The 15,812-nt window shown below is 71.6% G+C and carries 22 protein-coding genes; 9 read left to right on the top strand and 13 right to left on the bottom strand.

Going from position 1 to position 15,812, the window contains the following annotated elements:
• Positions 1-61 precede the first annotated feature (61 nt).
• The 5 genes from P0Y41_RS11165 to P0Y41_RS11145 form a co-directional block, all read right to left on the bottom strand.
• Positions 62-322, bottom strand: a complete 261-nt coding sequence (locus tag P0Y41_RS11165; RefSeq protein ID WP_284061414.1) for a DUF3194 domain-containing protein — start codon at positions 320-322, stop codon at positions 62-64.
• Between the two features lie 3 nt (positions 323-325).
• Entirely contained in the window at positions 326-727 is a 402-nt protein-coding gene (locus tag P0Y41_RS11160; protein WP_345783158.1) for a prefoldin subunit beta, read from the bottom strand.
• An 87-nt stretch (positions 728-814) separates the two neighbouring features.
• Positions 815-1,075, bottom strand: coding sequence for a KEOPS complex subunit Pcc1 (locus tag P0Y41_RS11155; RefSeq protein ID WP_284061413.1), 261 nt, complete (start codon positions 1,073-1,075; stop codon positions 815-817).
• Between the two features lie 16 nt (positions 1,076-1,091).
• Positions 1,092-1,226: a DNA-directed RNA polymerase subunit P gene (locus tag P0Y41_RS11150; protein WP_284061412.1), complete on the bottom strand. Its 135-nt coding sequence runs from the start codon at positions 1,224-1,226 to the stop codon at positions 1,092-1,094.
• A gap of 18 nt (positions 1,227-1,244) precedes the next feature.
• Positions 1,245-1,523 carry an eL43 family ribosomal protein gene (locus P0Y41_RS11145; RefSeq protein WP_284061411.1) on the bottom strand — a complete coding sequence of 93 codons (279 nt, stop codon included), beginning with the start codon at positions 1,521-1,523 and terminating at the stop codon, positions 1,245-1,247.
• Between the two features lie 173 nt (positions 1,524-1,696).
• Between P0Y41_RS11145 and P0Y41_RS11140 the strand changes: the two genes are divergently transcribed.
• Positions 1,697-2,185 (top strand): bacterio-opsin activator domain-containing protein, encoded by a 489-nt coding sequence (locus P0Y41_RS11140; protein ID WP_284061410.1) that lies wholly within the window; start codon positions 1,697-1,699, stop codon positions 2,183-2,185.
• A gap of 47 nt (positions 2,186-2,232) precedes the next feature.
• On the opposite strand, the gene P0Y41_RS11135 is transcribed toward P0Y41_RS11140, so the two are convergent.
• From P0Y41_RS11135 to pth2, 4 genes are all read right to left on the bottom strand, one after another.
• Positions 2,233-3,003 carry a DUF2103 domain-containing protein gene (locus P0Y41_RS11135; protein ID WP_284061409.1) on the bottom strand — a complete coding sequence of 257 codons (771 nt, stop codon included), beginning with the start codon at positions 3,001-3,003 and terminating at the stop codon, positions 2,233-2,235.
• Between the two features lie 59 nt (positions 3,004-3,062).
• A complete protein-coding gene (locus P0Y41_RS11130) occupies positions 3,063-3,437 on the bottom strand; it encodes a VOC family protein (protein WP_284061408.1) in 375 nt (124 codons plus the stop codon).
• 120 nt (positions 3,438-3,557) lie between these two features.
• A complete protein-coding gene (gene truD / locus P0Y41_RS11125; protein WP_284061407.1) occupies positions 3,558-4,952 on the bottom strand; it encodes a tRNA pseudouridine(13) synthase TruD in 1,395 nt (464 codons plus the stop codon).
• Entirely contained in the window at positions 4,952-5,290 is a 339-nt protein-coding gene (pth2, locus tag P0Y41_RS11120; protein WP_284063405.1) for a peptidyl-tRNA hydrolase Pth2, read from the bottom strand. The genes truD and pth2 overlap by 1 nt, the downstream gene beginning before the upstream one ends.
• A gap of 98 nt (positions 5,291-5,388) precedes the next feature.
• Between pth2 and P0Y41_RS11115 the strand changes: the two genes are divergently transcribed.
• The 4 genes from P0Y41_RS11115 (at position 5,389) to P0Y41_RS11100 (ending at position 8,490) form a co-directional block, all read left to right on the top strand.
• Positions 5,389-6,105 carry a YIP1 family protein gene (locus P0Y41_RS11115; RefSeq protein WP_284061406.1) on the top strand — a complete coding sequence of 239 codons (717 nt, stop codon included), beginning with the start codon at positions 5,389-5,391 and terminating at the stop codon, positions 6,103-6,105.
• 149 nt (positions 6,106-6,254) lie between these two features.
• Positions 6,255-6,872: a dCTP deaminase gene (gene dcd, locus P0Y41_RS11110; protein ID WP_284061405.1), complete on the top strand. Its 618-nt coding sequence runs from the start codon at positions 6,255-6,257 to the stop codon at positions 6,870-6,872.
• Entirely contained in the window at positions 6,869-7,795 is a 927-nt protein-coding gene (locus tag P0Y41_RS11105) for a thiamine-phosphate synthase family protein (RefSeq protein WP_284061404.1), read from the top strand. The genes dcd and P0Y41_RS11105 overlap by 4 nt, the downstream gene beginning before the upstream one ends.
• 5 nt (positions 7,796-7,800) lie before the next feature.
• The gene (locus tag P0Y41_RS11100) at positions 7,801-8,490 is read left to right on the top strand and encodes a class I SAM-dependent methyltransferase (RefSeq protein ID WP_284061403.1); all 690 of its coding nucleotides are present in this window, start codon (positions 7,801-7,803) and stop codon (positions 8,488-8,490) included.
• A 27-nt stretch (positions 8,491-8,517) separates the two neighbouring features.
• On the opposite strand, the gene P0Y41_RS11095 is transcribed toward P0Y41_RS11100, so the two are convergent.
• The gene (locus P0Y41_RS11095; RefSeq protein ID WP_432764892.1) at positions 8,518-8,676 is read right to left on the bottom strand and encodes a DUF7563 family protein; all 159 of its coding nucleotides are present in this window, start codon (positions 8,674-8,676) and stop codon (positions 8,518-8,520) included.
• Between the two features lie 146 nt (positions 8,677-8,822).
• Here P0Y41_RS11095 and P0Y41_RS11090 point away from each other — a divergent pair, with 146 nt between their 5' ends.
• Positions 8,823-9,866, top strand: coding sequence for a glutathione S-transferase family protein (locus tag P0Y41_RS11090; RefSeq protein WP_284061402.1), 1,044 nt, complete (start codon positions 8,823-8,825; stop codon positions 9,864-9,866).
• Between the two features lie 319 nt (positions 9,867-10,185).
• On the opposite strand, the gene P0Y41_RS11085 is transcribed toward P0Y41_RS11090, so the two are convergent.
• Positions 10,186-11,307 (bottom strand): endonuclease/exonuclease/phosphatase family protein, encoded by a 1,122-nt coding sequence (locus tag P0Y41_RS11085; protein ID WP_284061401.1) that lies wholly within the window; start codon positions 11,305-11,307, stop codon positions 10,186-10,188.
• A gap of 257 nt (positions 11,308-11,564) precedes the next feature.
• Here P0Y41_RS11085 and P0Y41_RS11080 point away from each other — a divergent pair, with 257 nt between their 5' ends.
• Positions 11,565-12,716: a pyridoxal phosphate-dependent aminotransferase gene (locus P0Y41_RS11080; RefSeq protein WP_284061400.1), complete on the top strand. Its 1,152-nt coding sequence runs from the start codon at positions 11,565-11,567 to the stop codon at positions 12,714-12,716.
• Between the two features lie 116 nt (positions 12,717-12,832).
• A complete protein-coding gene (locus P0Y41_RS11075) occupies positions 12,833-13,165 on the top strand; it encodes an SHOCT domain-containing protein (protein ID WP_284061399.1) in 333 nt (110 codons plus the stop codon).
• 28 nt (positions 13,166-13,193) lie between these two features.
• Here P0Y41_RS11075 and P0Y41_RS11070 read toward each other — a convergent pair whose 3' ends face one another.
• Positions 13,194-13,928 carry an SDR family oxidoreductase gene (locus P0Y41_RS11070; protein ID WP_284061398.1) on the bottom strand — a complete coding sequence of 245 codons (735 nt, stop codon included), beginning with the start codon at positions 13,926-13,928 and terminating at the stop codon, positions 13,194-13,196.
• A 163-nt stretch (positions 13,929-14,091) separates the two neighbouring features.
• Here P0Y41_RS11070 and P0Y41_RS11065 point away from each other — a divergent pair, with 163 nt between their 5' ends.
• Complete coding sequence (locus tag P0Y41_RS11065; protein WP_284061397.1) at positions 14,092-15,198, top strand: molybdopterin-dependent oxidoreductase; 1,107 nt, start codon at positions 14,092-14,094, stop codon at positions 15,196-15,198.
• Here the strand turns inward: P0Y41_RS11065 and P0Y41_RS11060 are convergent, their stop codons facing one another.
• Positions 15,199-15,750 carry an NUDIX domain-containing protein gene (locus tag P0Y41_RS11060; protein ID WP_284061396.1) on the bottom strand — a complete coding sequence of 184 codons (552 nt, stop codon included), beginning with the start codon at positions 15,748-15,750 and terminating at the stop codon, positions 15,199-15,201.
• Positions 15,751-15,812: the final 62 nt, after the last annotated feature.

The raw sequence follows: 15,812 nt of genomic DNA, 5'->3' as shown, positions 1-15,812 counted from the left end.
GAGCGTTCGTACCAGGTAGCACCCAGAAAAGGCCGGAGCGATCGAATCGCGAACGACCGCGTTAGGCGACTCCGAACAGTTCGTCGACGGCGTCGCGGGCCGCGCGAACGGCTTCCTCGGCAACTTCGTCCGCGTCCGCCTCGGCGTCGGCCGGCGGATTGACGTACACGTCCACGTCGAGCACGCCGTCCTCGAACGAGACGGTCACGTCGAAGTCTCGGAGTTCAGACTGTCGATACCGCGCGAGCACGACCCCTTCGGCCGCTTCGGAGGCGGTCTCGACGACCTCCTCGTCGGTCGGCTCGGGGCGGTCGTCGCTCACGGCTTACGCGCCGCCAGCGCCGGGGCCGCCGGGGCCCATGCCCGCCGGGCCGCCGCCCGCGCCGCCCTGCAGCATCTGCTGGAGCTCCTCCTGGAGGTCCTCGAACTGCTGCTGGACCTTCTCCTCCTGGGAATCGAAGCGTTCGGCGCGCAGCTCCAGCGTGTCGACCTTCTCCTCGAGGTCGTCGTAGGCGGTCTCGTAGTCGGTCTCGACGAGGATCTCGCCGACCTCGCGGTACATCGTCGAGTCCTCGTCGATGTCCTCCATCGCGTCCAGCGCGGACTGCGCCTCCGTCAGCGAGGTCTGCGTGGACTGCTTCTGTTCGGCGAGCTGCTGGGCCTGCTCTTGAAGGTCCTGCAGTTCCTCGATCTTCTCTTGTGCTTCCGGCGGCAGATTACCCTGCATACTCAGGCAGTTGGGCTTCGGGGTGAAAAGCCCGGCCATTGGATGTGATGGCGAGCGGAGCGAGCGAACGAGCGAAAACCGGCGACGCTACGACTCTGCGGCCGCGGCGACGGTTTCGGCCGTCTCGACGAGCCGCGTCCACGTGTTGACGCCCGCCCGGAGCGCGACGAGGTCTCGCGCGCGGACGGTTACCGCGACGGCGCTGCCGTCGAGGTCCGTCGTCGCCGTCGATCGGTCGTCGTCGATGGCGCCGACCTCGACGCCGATTGCCTCGTGGACGACGCGGGCGCGCCGCTCGTCGGGGTACGGGAAGCGAAGGACCGCGTGGTGGTCGTACGCGTCGGACACGGGGACCCCGCCCGAGTTAGGAGACGTCGACTTCCTTCACGACGGGCGCGCGCTCCTTGAGGAGCACGCGGTGTCCGCAGTACGGGCAACGCACGCCGCCGTACTCGTCGAGCTCGACGTCGCGCTTGCACCGGGAACACTTGTAGCTCATCTGTGTGAGACCCGGGGATTACTCGTCGGCGCTTTCGTCTTCGAGCGCGGCGCGGATGCTGCGGCGGACCGAGCGGCCGCCGGGCGTCTCCGGCCGGTAGGCGCCGCCGGTGAACGTCTCGCCGGTCTCCTCGTTGACCCACATGCCGGTCCCGATGCGCTTGACCGAGTCGCCGTCGACCGTCGCGTTGTTCATTTCTGCTTCGATGTCCGACACGCGCTTGCGGGCGACGCGCCCGTATCGTGCGCCGAAGCGGCCGGCGCTGCCGACCTTCCGCGCCTTCGTCTGTTCAGCCATATAGAGGCGACTTCGCCGTTGGGCGTCAAAAACCCCGCGAATTCAGCCCGTCGCGCCGCGGTGCGCGCTCCCGTCGGCGCTCGCGCCACCGCAGGACACACGACGGCGCCAGTCGTCGCGTGGCACAACTTTATGCCCGTGGCTGGTCGGTACAGTGGTAGGAGACCGCCGGTATGCTCATCGCCGAATTCACGCTGTCGACGCCAGTTCTCCGCGACGCCCTCGCGGCCGCCCCCGAGGTGACCGCCGATCTCGAGCGGACAGTCGAGGGCGACACGACGCGCATCGAGTTCTTCGCCCGCGGCGACGACCTGACTCGCTTCGAGGACGCCCTCGGCAACGACGGCTCCGTCGAGGACGTCCGCGTCCTCGGCGAGGGGCCGGACTTCCGGTTCTACCGGGCGACGCTCGCGCCCGAGACGACGCAGCGAACCGCCTCCCACGTGTTCGCCGCCACCGGCGCCCGCCCGGTGTCCGCGAGCGGCGATCACACCGGGTGGGACTTCCGCGTCCAGTTCCCCGACCGCGAGGCGCTGGCGGCCTACCGCGACAGCTGCCGGAAGCGAAACGTCTCGTTCACGCTCCACGCCCTGTACGAGCGCGCGGACCCGCGCGCCGACGCGGACGACCACGGCCTCGCCGGCGACCAGGGAACCGTCTGACAGTCCCCCGGCGACGTCCTCCCAGCCGCAGTTGCGCGTTCGTGAGGCTACCGGCTCCCGTTCTCGCCGAACCCCGACTCCTCCAGCACCTCGTTCAGGTCCGCGCGGACGCGCTCGCCAGTCTCGCGGTCGCCGGCGGTCGTGACGACGCGGTTCTCCTGCACGCTCGACCCGTCGCGCAGGAGCAGCCGGACGTTCCCGTGTTTGTCGGCGCGGGTCACCTTCGCGCGCAGGCCGGTACGCGACCCCGATCCGCCGGCGTCGATGGGGCCGGGGATCACCTTCTTGACGTGCGGGTGGTCGGCCGCCGTCAGGATCGCCTTCATCCCGGTCCGCTCGCCGATGAGCGTCGAGTGCGACCCGCCGATCTTCGCCTCCGGCGGCGCGTCGACCACCTCCAGCGCCGGCTCCCCGCGGCGGGCGAGGACGGCGCCGACGGGGTCGTCGTCGGGAACGCGGTAGAACTCGTAGTGTAGTTGCGCGCGGGCCTCCCGGAGGGGCGCGCGCTCGCCGGCGGCGTACACCGTCTCCGGGCGCTTGCGCCGGATCTCGTCGGCGACGCGGCCGGCGAAGTTCCGGAGGTGGACCTGCGCCGTGCGCTCACCGTCGTCTGGGATCGTCGTAACCGTCGTCTCCCCGAGCACCAGCGACTCGGGGTCGAAGTCGTCGGGCGGGTGCTCGGGCTCGAAGCCGAGCATCGTGAGCGTCGCGCGATCGGCCCCGAACTCGGCAACGACGCTCTCGCAGTTGGCGGTGTCGCACGCGAGACAGTAGTCCCCGGGCTTGCGGAGCGCCGAGCTACACCGCCGGCAGTTCATTACCGTCTGAAGGAACGGCGCGAGGATAAGCGCGTTCGTTCGTCCCGTCGCGCGGGCGGTCAGGTCGTCGCGATCTCGACGAGGTTGCCGTCGGGGTCGCGGACGTACACCGACGTGATCGGCGCCACCGCGCCCGTGCGTTCGACCGGCCCCATCGCGATCTCGATCCCCCGCTCGCGCAGTTCGGCCTCGACGGTCTCGATGGGCGTCTCCGTCAGCAGGCAGAAGTCCCCGGCGCCGACGGTCGGCTCGGCCGCGACGGGCGTCACGTCGCCGTCGGTTGGGTGGAGGTTGATCTTCTGGTCGCCGAAGCGGACCGCCTTCCGGTCGTCCCCGAAGGTCACGACCTCCGCGCCAAGCGACTCGTAGAACTCACAGCTCGCCGCCACGTCCGAGACGGTGAGCACGAAGTGGTCGATCGCCGTGGCGTTCATCGCCGGGTCCCCCGCGTGTGGGTCTGTCGCGTCACGGTCGTCGTTCGGCGGTTCACGAGAAATAGGTCCGGGTAGAGAGACCCAGAGGAGGCGGTCGCATCCGGGACCGTCGCGGCGGCCCTAGAGCCGTTCCGGGTCCCGTTTCATGTACTCGCGAAGCACCGACGTCGCGTAGGACCCGGACGGCAGCGCGAACTCGAACACGGGGTCGCCCTCGTCTTCGGAGACCGTCAGCTCCGTCGGGAGGAGGACCGCTCGGCGGGTCCCCGAGGAGGCGAATTCCCCCGGCAGCTCGAAGTCGCCCGGGTCGACAGCTAACTCCCGCAGGATCTCCCGTTCGATCTCGCCGGGCTCACCGTCGCTTAATTCGGTCTCAGTCCCCACGAGCGGCGCGGTGACGAACGCCCGCCCGCGCTCGCAGTGGCGCGCGAGCGTGTCGACGCGCCCCGCTGTCGCGCGCTGGAGGCGGTCCATGTCCGGTTTCGGGAACGCGGTGTCCCGCTCGACGAACGCGACCACGTCGCCCTCGACGGGCCGGGCGAACGGCAGCCCGCGGCGGAGGCGCTCGCTGAGAACCCGGTTGAACACGTACGACTGCGCGGCGTTGACGAACAGCCGCTGGAGGTTCGACGGGACCGCCTCCAGCGCCTCGCGCCAGTCGGCGCCGTCGTCGAGGCGGTGGAGCATCGAGCGCTCGTAGCGCAGGCGACCGGGCATCGCGTCGAGCGCGGCGCTCCAGTCGGGGCTGTCCGCGTCCGCCTGGTCCTCGACGACCTCGCGGGCGCGCTGGGAGTCCTCGGGTTCGGTGTCGTAGGGGTTGCCGCAGTACGCGAGCACCGCGCCGCGCCAGTCGCCGCGGACCGCCGCGAGGCCGACCTCGTGGGTGATCGGGCGGCGGCTCCCGAATCGCTGGTGCCCGAAGTAGTTCGGCACCGCGATCTGGACCGCCGTGTCGTCGCTGCCGCCGTTCCCGTCGCTGTCGCCGGCGCCCTCGTCCGCGGTCTCCTCTTCGGCGGGATCGGCGCCGGCGGCGAACGCCCGCAGATCCCGGGTGATCGGGTCGGGGTCGCCCTCGGTCTCGCGAACCCGGATCGCGAACTCGTTGCCCGCGAGGTCGCCGAAGGAGAGGTCGCGCCCGACCCGCCCGAGCACCTCGATCTCGGCGCCGTCGAGGGCCGGAATCTCCTCGGGGTCGGCGTCGCGGACGGTGAACAGCTGCGTCGTGACCGCGTGCTTGTCCTTGGTGCCGGCCCACGAGACGCGCTCGCGGCTGGCGCTCATCGCGTTCGAGAGGGCGCTCGCGAAGTCGTTCGTGTCCCACCCGCGCAGCGTCGCCCGGAGGAGGAGGAACGGGTACGAGCCCTCGTGGGCGTCGAGCGGCTCGGGGTCCATCCGTTCGCGCTCGCGGACCCGGAAGTCCTCGGGCGCGACGCGGAGGCGCCCGCCGACGCCGTCGGCGTCGCTGACGTAGTAGTCGACGCCGGTTGCGCGTTCGCGGGGGTGGGCCTCCCGCATCAGTACAGCGAGAGGTCGCCGGTCACCTTGTCGACGATCGACTCCTCGCCGGGCCCGACCGCGAGCGTCGTCACCGTTCCGGGGTCGAGCTGCGTGTGTCCGGCGTCGCGGACGACCGCGTTCGGGAGCCCCTCGCGCTCGGCGCGGTCGGCCAACTCGAAGATCTGCGACTCCCCCGCCGCCTTCAGGACGACCTTCTTCTGTCCCTCGCCCTTCCACGCCTTGCGCGTTTTCGCGCCGGTGTCCTCGTACGCCGACAGCGACGCGTGCGCGACCTGCGCGGCCAGCTTCCCCGTCCCCATCCCCAGATCGGTGCGGACGACGATGGCCTGCTTCATGCTCATACCCGGCGTGCGGGAAGCGCGACCGAAAGCGTGTCGCACTGCGCGGGCAGTCGACGGAAAGGAATTTACCGCGCGGCCGAGGATCGCTGCCGATGTCACGTCCCCGCACGCCCCTCCTCCGCCCGGACAGCTACTTCGAGCGCCACGACGGCTCGCCGCCGTTCGCCCACGCGGCCGCCGCCGTCGCGGTCGTCACCCTCGTCACCGCCGGCGGCCTGGCCGTCTTTCTCGGCGAGTTCGCCGCCGCCCTCGACGTGCCGATCACCGTCGATAACCCGGCGTATCCGGGCGACGCCTTCTGTGAGGACTCGGTCCTCGACGACACCCCGAGCGGCTGCGGCGAGCCGAAGGAGGTCCAGCGGAGCCTGGGCGCGCTCGTCGCCGAGGAGCTCTCGTGGCTCCCGCCGGCCGCCGTGGTACTCGTCCCGGTGTTCTGGCTCGTGCAGGGCGGCACCCTCCACGCCGCGAGCGCGCTCGCCGACGGCGAGGGCTCGTTCGCCGACACGCTCGCGGTCGCCGGCTGGGGGATGACGCCGAGTCTCGCGCGCCTGCTCGCGGTCGGCGCACTGGTCATACACCGGCTCCGGACGGCCGCGCTGCCGGAGGAACCGGAGAGCGCCGTGAGCGCCCTCCAGTCGGCGATCGGCGGGGTCGAGGTGATCGGCCTGCTCGCGGCCGCCGTCGTCGCGGTCTGGGCGGGCGTGATCCGGACGTACGGGCTGGCCGACGCCCGCGACCTCTCGGTGGGGACGGCCGCATGGATCGTCGGCGCCCTCACCGCGATCGGGCTGTTGTTCGAACTGTTCTGACCCGGAAGCCGCTCCGATCGCCGACCATCGATCCCCGCCGTTTCCGACCATCGATCCCCGCCCGTTGCCGGCTCTTGTCCCGCCCGCGGCGCCCCCGGGCCCGCCCTGATGCGGGAGCTTTACGCCCGGTGCGACCGCGCGTTCAGGTAATGATACTCTCGGACACCGACATCCTCGCGCGGCTCCGGGACGGCGACCTCGTCGTCGACCCGCTCGACGACGTGGACACGCAGGTCCAGCCGGCCAGCGTCGACCTCCGGCTCGGCTCGGAGTTCCTGGAGTTCCGCCGGACTAACATCCCGTGTATCCATCCGAACGACGCCCGCGAGGTCGACGAGTACGTCGAGGAGACGCACGTCCCCGAGGGCGACGACTTCATTCTCCACCCCGGCGATTTCGTCCTCGGCACCACCAAGGAGACGGTCGCCATCCCCGACGACATCGTCGCCCACGTCGAGGGCCGGTCCTCGCTGGGCCGGCTCGCGATCGTGGTCCACGCGACCGCGGGCTTGTGCGACCCGGGGTACCGCGGCCAGATCACCCTCGAACTGTCGAACCTGGGGAACGCGCCCGTCGCGCTCTCGCCGGGGATGCGCATCTCGCAGCTCACCTTCACGGAGCTGAAGACGCCCGCTGACCGGCCCTACGGCGCCGAGCGAGGCTCGAAGTACCAGGGGCAGTCCGGGCCGCAGGCCTCCCGCATCGGCGACGACCCCGAGTTCGGCGGCGGCGACGCCGGATCCCCGTCCGAGGAGCCCGAGCGATGAGGTTCATCGAGGAGGTGGTCGTCGACGAGTTCCTCCCGACCGTTCGCGCGATGCTGGCGGAGGCGCTGCGCGAGCGCGACCTGACCCAGCGGGAGGTCGCCGACGCGCTCGGCATCAGCCAGTCGGCGGTGTCGAAGTACGCCCACGGCGACGTGGCGACGAACGACCGCGTCGCCGACGACGAGCGCGTTCGCGAGGCTGTCGATCGCGTCGCCGAGGGGCTCGCCTCGGGCGATCTGAGTCGCGTCGGCGCGCTCGTGGAGGTAGAGGTGCTGATCCGGCGGCTGGAGGCCGGCGACCTGCTCGCGGAGCTGCACGAGGCGGCGATGCCCGAGCTGGCGGGCGCCGAGTACGACTTCGCGGTCCACGACCCCGACAGCGGGCTGCGCGACCGCGAGCGGACGCTCTCGTCGCTGCGCCGGGGCGTCCGCACGCTCACCGCGGCCTCGGGGTTCGCGGGGCTCATCCCGAACGTCGGCTCGAACCTCGTGGAGTGCGTGCCCGACGCCGCCGACATCGACGACGTGGCGGCCGTCCCGGGGCGGATATTCGACGTGAAGGGGACCGCCCGCGTCCCGAGCGACCCCGAGTTCGGCGTCAGCGAGCACGTCGCCGGCGTGCTGCTGTCGGCGCGGGCCGCGGGCGTCGACGCCCGCGCGGCGGTGAACGTCCGCTACGACCCCGACCTCGTGGCCGCCCTCAAGTCCGACGGCGCGGCGACCGTCGAGTTCCGCCCCCGCGAGTACGGCGAGACCGACGCCGGCGCCGCCGACGACCCCGTTCGGGACGCGCTGGCTGATGCGGGCCCCGAGTCCGAGTCGGTCGCCGTCTACCAGACCGGCGGCGTCGGCGTCGAGCCGGTGTTGTACCTCGTCGGTCCGGACGCGCCGACGGTCGCCCGGACGGTCCGCGCGCTCCTGTAGCCGTGGTGACCCCGCTGCTCCAGCCGGCGTCGCTGTCGGCGCCGGAGTTCTACAGCCGCCTCGCTCGGCTCTACGACGTGCTCGCCAGGCGCGGCCCGGTCGTGGGTCGGCTCCGCGAGGCGCTCGTCGACGCGCTCGACCCCGCGCCGGGCGCCACGGTCGTGGAGTTCGGCTGCGGCACCGCGGCGAACCGCCCCTACGTCGAGCGCGCGCTCGGCCCCGAGGGCGCCTACGTCGGGGTCGACTTCTCGCCCGGCGTGCTCCGCGTCGCCCGCGAGCGCGGCGCCGCCCGCGGCGATCCCGGCCGCCTCGTGTGCGGCGACGCGACGCGGCCGCCGCTTCGCGCCGAGGCGGTCGACGCCTGTTGCGGGGCGTTCGTCGCCGGGATGCTCGCCGATCCCGCCGCCGCCGTGCGCGGGTGGGCCGACCTCGTCGGTCCGGGCGGGCGCATCGCGCTGTTGGATCTGGCGCGGACGGCGCGGGCGGGCTGGCGGGCGCTGAACCCGGCGTTCCGCCTGTTCGTGCGGGGCGGATCTCCGCCCGGAACCGCGCAGTCGCTGGGGCGGTCGCCGGCGGCCGTGCAGGACGAGCGCGTCGCCGCCGCACACCGCGCGCTTCGAGAGGCGTGCGCGGACGCAACGTACCGGACGCTCGCTGGCGGGTTCGGTCGGGTCAGCGCGGGGACCGTCGAGTAGCGCGCGGCGTGTCGGAGCGGAGACGTACTACCCCCGGTTCGCCCGCGCCTCGCGGACGCTCGCGCCGTCGCGCACGAGGTCTTCGCAGTTCGGACACACCCGCGGCCCGGCCGCCGTGTCGGGCGCGAACACTCGGGCGTACTGCTCCGTCACTGTCCCCCCGCAGTTCTGGCACTTGCGTCCCATGTCGCGGCGATCCGTCCGCACCACTATAATTCATTTCCCGTGTTTCAGAATATATCTCCAGGCCGTCGAGGACGAGCGGCCGCACAGCGGATGCTTCCGACGCCACACGGCTTTAGCGTCTGGCGGCACAGGATAGGTCACGACGAATGAGCGACGCGACCAACATGCTCGTCGACGGCGAGTGGCGCACCGGCGTCCGCCGCGACACGGGCGACTCCGGCGAGTTCGAGCGAAGCGAGACGAGTTTCCGCGACTGGATCGACGGCTCGGTCCCGGAGCCGGGCGCCGATCCCGTCGACAACCCGGAGTTCCCGGCCGAGGCCGACCGGTACCACGTGTACATCTGCCGGGCGTGCCCGTGGGCCCATCGCGTCGCGCTGACGCGCGCGCTGAAGGGGCTGGAGGACGCGATCTCGCTGTCGCTCACCCAACCGGAGCGGTACGACGACGGCTGGGAGTTCTCCGAGGAACAGCCCGACCCCCTGTACGGCGCTGACTACCTCCGAGAGATCTACCGGCGGGCCGACGGCGAATACACCGGCCGCGTGACCGTGCCCGTGTTGTGGGACAAAGAGCGCGAGACCATCGTCAACAACGAGAGCGAGGAGATCATGCGGATGCTCGACACCGCCTTCGACGACCTCGGCAACGGGGTCGACCTCTGGCCGGTGGGCTCCCGCGAGGCGGTGGACGAGCGCATCGCGGACATCTACCCGCGGATCAACAACGGCGTCTACCGCGCGGGGTTCGCGAACACCCAGGAGGCGTACGACGAGGCGGTCAACGAGTTGTTCGACGCGCTCGACGAGTACGACGAGCTCCTCGCTGACCGACGGTATCTCGCGGGCGACCGCCTCACGGAGGCCGACGTGGCGATGTTCGCGACGCTGGTCCGCTTCGATCACGTCTACCACACCCATTTCCGGTGCAATCGCCGCGGGGTCCACGAGTACGAGCACCTCTGGGAGTACACGAAGGACGTCTACCAGACGCCCGGCGTCGCGAAGACGGTGAACATGGACCACATCACCCGTCACTACTACGGCTCCCACGAGAGCCTGAATCCCAAGCGGCTCGTGCCGACCGGACCGGACATCGACTTCACCGAGTCGCACGACCGGGATCGGCTGTCCGGCGGGCCGCCAGCGGAGCTCGCGTCCGACGCGTCGGCCGGGCGAGTTGATCGCTGACCCCGGACTTCCGGGCGCCTATTCCATGTCGTCCAAGCAGTCAGCACAAAACGTCCCCGCCGGCCGCTCGACGGAGACCCCCCAGCAACTCGAACAGAGCGGCCCGGTTCGACACTCCGTGCAGTGAGTCGCCGTCTCGACCGTTCCCATGTCCGTCTCACAGCGTACGCAGTCTACCATACGGTCACAGCAGGAAACGGACAAGTGACATAAAGGTACGGTGCTTGGCGGAGGCGACGCGGGCGCGGCGGCAGACAGAGCCCGCGATCCAGGGGCCGTCGCCGACCGGAAGCGGCGGTGGCGGCCGACCCGCGGTCGCTCACGCCGAGCGGAAGGTCGCGACGACGCCGGCGTGGTCCGACGGCCAGAGGGTGGCCGTTCGGTCCTCGTCGCGGTCGCGGACGTCGATCTGGTCGGCGCGGCGGTGGTTCACGCGACCGACCGAGGTGGCCCGGAGAGCGCCGCGTCGGAGGACGCCGTCGATCCGGCGGTTCAACTGCGAGCGGTCGTTTCTGAGGTCCGGGTCCTGACAGCAGGTGTGGCCCTCGCCCGACGGGTCCAGCCGGACGAACGGGTCGGAGAACGTGTCCGTCAGGAGGTCGTAGGCGGCCGGCTCGGTCCCGGGACCGCTGTTGAAGTCCCCGCCGAGCAACACCGGCCGATCGGTCGGAAGGGCCTCGACGAGCTCCGACGCCTGGAGGACGCGCAGAACAGACGACACCGACTCCAGGTGCGTCGAGACGGCCGCAACCGTGCCGCCTCCGATCGACACGTCCGCGCGAGCGTACCCGCGTCGGAGCGCGACGGTCTGGTCGGTGTCCGGCATCCGGATCGAGGGGCTCGCGGCGAAGGTGTCGGTCTCGACGCTGTCAACGTCGAGTCCCTCGCGCACGAGCACCGCGTTTCGGTCGGTGACTCGGAGGTCTGCCGTCCCGCCGTCGGTGGTCGCCGGGAGTTCGGCGTCGCTGGTCGTCGTCACCGCGGCGCGCCGGAAGTCGAGCCCCCGGTCGGCCAGCGCGGCGTCGACCTCGTCGAGCAGGTCGACGACCTCCTCCGCGGCGGCGCTCCCCTGCGAGCCGTAGTCGCTGGGGCGCTGGATCCGGAACAGCGTCGCCTCCTGGAGCGCGATCACGTCCGCGTCGGCGGCCGCGGCAGCCGCGGCAACCGCGTCGGCGCGGGCGCGGTACACCCGCGGCTCGATCTCGTCGACGAACTCGCCGACGATCCGTCGGAACGCGCGCACCGAGTCCGCCGCGAGCAGCCGCGAGAAGTCGATTCCGAAGTAGACGTTCTGCGTGAGGACGGTCGGGCGGGCCCCGTCGCCGTCGTCGCCCGCCGCCGTCGCGCCGGCCGTCCCGGCGACGCCGATCCCTGCACCCGCGAGTCCACGGAGGACGCCGCGGCGACTGTACCCCGAGTCGGTTCGGTTGAACGACGGCATGGGTATCCGGGAGAGACGAATCGGTCACGGTGCTTCGTTACCCGGACGAAATGGCTCGTATTCGGTCGGTATCGCTCCGGCGGCCAGATCCGCCGGCGAGCGTCCGCTCCGCCGTCGCCGGCGCGTCGGGTCGACGCCGTGCCTCGGTAGGCCGACCGATCTCCGCTCCGCCCTCTCACGGACGCTCCGCTCCCGCACGTACGCTCCACTCTGCCCCCACACGTAGCTTGAAACGCTCGCGGGCGAACACTCTCGGCATGCACGAACCCACCGCCCGCGTGCGAGCGTGCGACCGCTCGCGCATCCGCGAGATGTTCGATCTCGCCCAGGAGTTGGAGCGCGAGGGCCGCGATCTCGTCCGCCTCGAGGTTGGCGAACCGGACTTCGACACGCCCGAACACGTCGTCGACGCCGCGGTCGCGGCCGCCCGCGGCGGGCACACCCACTACACCTCCAACGCGGGGCTCCCGGAGCTTCGGGAGGCGATCAGCGACACCCTCGCGCGCGAGTACGACGTGCGCCACGCGCCCGACGAGGTCCTGACCACGACCGGGGGAATGGAGGCGCTCCACCTCGCGTTCCTCGCGACCGTCGAGCCCGATAGCGAGGTCCTCCTCCCGTCGCCGTCGTGGCCGAACTACTGGACGCAGGCCAGACTCGCGGACGCGACGCCGGTCGAGGTGCCGATGCCCGCGCCAGATTACGACCTGGACGCCGACACGCTGATCGCCGAGATGAGCGACGACACCTCGCTCGTGGTCCTCTGTTCGCCCTCCAACCCCACGGGCCGCGTCGCCGACCCCGAGGAGGTCCGGGCGGTCGTCGACGCCGCCGCCGAGCACGACGCGTACGTCATCGCCGACGAGGTGTACGCGAAGCTAACGTACGACCGCGACCCGACCGGGATCGCGGCGCTGACCGGCCACCCCGAGCACGTGCTCACGGTCGGCTCCTGCTCGAAGACGTACGCGATGACGGGCTGGCGCGTCGGCTGGCTCGCCGGCGACCCGACGGTCGTCGACGAGGCGACGAAGATCCGGGAGTCGACCACCGCCTGCACCGGCAGCGTGGCGCAACACGCCGCGATCGCCGCGCTCACCGGCCCGCAAGCGCCCGTCGAGGCGATGTACGACGCCTTCCGCGAGCGTCGCGGCTACGTCGCCGACCGCCTGGCGGACATGGACGGCGTCACCGCGCCAGAGCCGGAGGGGGCGTTCTACGCGTTCCTCGACCCCGACACCGACGAAGCCAGCCTCCCGCTGGCGAAGCGCCTGTGCCGCGAGGCCGGGGTCGTGCTCGCGCCGGGCGACGGCTTCGGCGAGGCCGGACAGGGTCAGCTTCGGCTCTCGTTCGCCAACTCGATGGACCGGCTGGCGGAGGGGCTCGATCGGATCGAGTCGGCGCTGTAGGCGGATCCGCGGCCGGAGCTGTCGGACCGCCTCGCCGGAACGCGAGTCCCAGCATCCGAGAACCGTCGTAACGCAGACAGCCTTGATGCCCAAATACACAACTGTAAATGAACACGATGGTCACACTGCTCGACGTGCTCGCACAGGCCGGTCCGCACGGACCGATGGGACCCGGAACGGGCGGCGGCATGGCGGGCGGCGGGTGGGCCGGCGGGACGATGGGCGGCGGCCTGTTCCCGTGGGCCGGCGCCTGGGGAGGGCTGCTGGGTCTGCTCGTGATGCTCGCCGTCCTCGGCGCGATCGTCTACGGCGCCGTCACGCTGGCGACCCGAGCCGGCAGCGACGAGCGGGACGCCGACGCCCGCAACGTGCTCGATCGCCGGTACGCCCGCGGCGAACTCGACGAGGAGGAGTACGAGGTGCGCCGGCAGTGGCTGCGCGGCGAGTGAGGTCGCGTCGGTACGCGGCTGAGACGCGCTACCGCATCAACTCCCCGCCGTTCACGTTGAGCGTCTCCCCGGTGACGAACCGCGCGTCGCGGAGGTACGCGACCGCCTCCGCGATGTCCGCCGGCTGGCCGTAGTACCCCATCGGGATCTCCGCCAGTTCTTCTCGTTTCTCGGCCTCGCTGCGGTCGCTCGTCATGTCCGTCTCGACGTGCCCCGGCGCGACCGCGTTCACCCGGACATCGGGGGCGAAGTCGCGGGCGTGACTCTTCGTGATCGAGATGATCGCCCCCTTCGATCCGGCGTAGTGGACCTCGATCGGCGCGCCGGTGTACGCGAGGATCGACGAGACGTTGGTGACCGAGGGCGTGGGTTCGGCGTCGCTGTCGCGGAGGGTCCCCAGCGCCGCCTTGGTGACGTTGAACACCGAGTTGACGTTCGTGTCCATCACGCGGTCGAAATCGTCGGGTGAGAGCTCCTCGGTGTAGACGTGCTGGTCGATGCCAGCGTTGTTGACCACGTGATCGAGGCCGCCGAGGTCGTCGACCGCGGCGTCGACGAGACGCGCCGCGGCGTCGGGGTCGGCGACGTCCGCGCCGACGACGAGGGCGTCCTGGCCGTGTGCGCGGACCGCGTCGGCCGTCTCCTCGGCGGCGTCCTCGGAGGTGTGGTAGTTGACGGCGACGTCGTAACCGTCGGCGGCGAAGCGTTCGGCGATCGCCGCGCCGATACCGCGCGACGAACCGGTGACGAGTGCGACTGGCATGCACGGGACGACGACCGAGCGGGACTTGTGCGTTGCCGTCGCGGTCGCGGTCCCCGCCGCGGGCGTTGCAGGCGACCGGCGGGGACGTTGCGGACGGTGGCCGGGGGCATCGCGGGCGACGAGCGGCCACGAACCTATGTCGATCCGGCCCCTCCGATCGGACATGAGTCGCCTCCGCGGGGCCGTCGTGCGCTCCCTGCGCGCGAGCGAGCCGCCGGCCCGCGTCGTCGACTGGGCCATCGCGGTCTCTGTCGCCGTCGAAGTGGTCTCCGGGCTGTACTCGTTCACCCGCGGGACGCCGAGCGGTGCGTGGGTGTTCTGGCTCCACTCGACGGTCGGGCTGACGCTCGCGGCGCTCGTCGCGTTCAAGCTGTACCGCGTCCGTCGGCGGGTCACGACTGCGGCGGCGTGGGATCGCTTCACCCCGCTCTCGGTGCTGCAGGCGGTCGTGACGCTCGCTTCCCTCGGAACGGGCGTCTTCTGGGTGCTCGGCGGCAACGTCCCGGTGCTCGCGTGGACGACGCTCAACCTCCACGTCGGCCTCGGTCTGCTGCTCGTCCCGCTGGTGCTGTGGCACCTCCGGGGCCGGTACCACTCCCCGCGCGACGTGGACCTCGACCGGCGCGCGGCGCTGCGGACGGGCGCGCTGCTCGTCGCCGGGACCGTCGCCTGGCGCGCGACCGAAACGGCCGACCGCGTCCTCGGCGGGGCGGGTCGTCGCTTCACGGGGTCGAAACCGACCGGAGACCTCTACGACACCGAGACGGAGGGCGGCGGCTTCCCGGTGACCTCGTGGGTCGCCGACGACCCCGACCCCGTCGACCGCGAGTCGTGGTCGCTCTCGGTACGGGGGCTGGTCGATCAGGAACTCGACCTCCCGTTCGAAGCGATCGGCGGCGGCGACCCCGACGCGGAACTGGCGGCGACGCTCGACTGCACCTCCGGGTGGTACACCCACCAGCGCTGGGGCGGCGTCCGCGTCGGCGACCTGCTCGACTCGGCAGGCGCGGACGGCGAACGCGCGCGCTACGTGCGGTTCACGTCGGTGACGGGCTACCGGTGGTCGCTCCCGATCGACGAGGCGCGCGAGGCGCTGGTGGCGACGCACGTTCGCGGCGAACCGCTCTCGCACGGTCACGGCGCGCCCGCGCGGCTGGTCGCACCGGGGCGACGAGGGTTCCAGTGGGTGAAGTGGGTCGAATCGGTAGAGGTGCGCGAGCGAGGGGACGCGATGCAGTGGCTCGTGACGCTGCTATCGGGGTTCGACTGATCACTCGTCGACGGCGTCAGTGTCGGCACCGGTGACCGCGTCGGCGACGGCCCCGGCGTCCGCGTCGAGTGGACTGACGACGTGCGTGTGCCCGTCGACCGCGACCGCGTCGGCGACGCCGACGGGGAAGAAGGGCGCGTCGGCCGCCCGCAACGCCGTCAACGAGCGCCAGTACGCCTCGTACTCGAATCGGTCGTCGTCGCCGCCATCGTCGCCGCCGTCGTCCTCGACGCCGGTGAATCGATCGCGATCGTACAGCGAATCGTCGGCGAACGTCGCCTCGCGCACGATCGCGAACTCGTGGTGGGAGTCGCCGCCCCACTCGAACAGGTTTTCGACGGTACAGACCGCCGGGCCGGCCTCGACGGCGACGCCCAGTTCCTCGCGGAACTCCCGCTCCAGCGCCGCGTCGCTCGCCTCGCCGACGTGGATCCCCCCGCCGATGAAGCGGTGAAAGTGGGTGTCGTCAGTTCCGGGGAGCCGCTGGACGAGGTACTCGCCGGTGGCCGGGTGGCGGATGGCGCCGAGGGCAACGCCGCGGATGTCGGGCATCGGATCGGTGTGGGAGTCGCGAGTCGATAGTAGCTGTTTCGGTTCTGAGCGATCGAAGGGCC

Origin of the sequence: Halobaculum halobium (assembly GCF_030127145.1) — an archaeon.
GTDB lineage: Archaea > Halobacteriota > Halobacteria > Halobacteriales > Haloferacaceae > Halobaculum > Halobaculum halobium.
The sequence above is the reverse complement of the archived record's forward strand: the minus strand, read 5'-3'. Positions and strand labels throughout refer to the sequence as shown.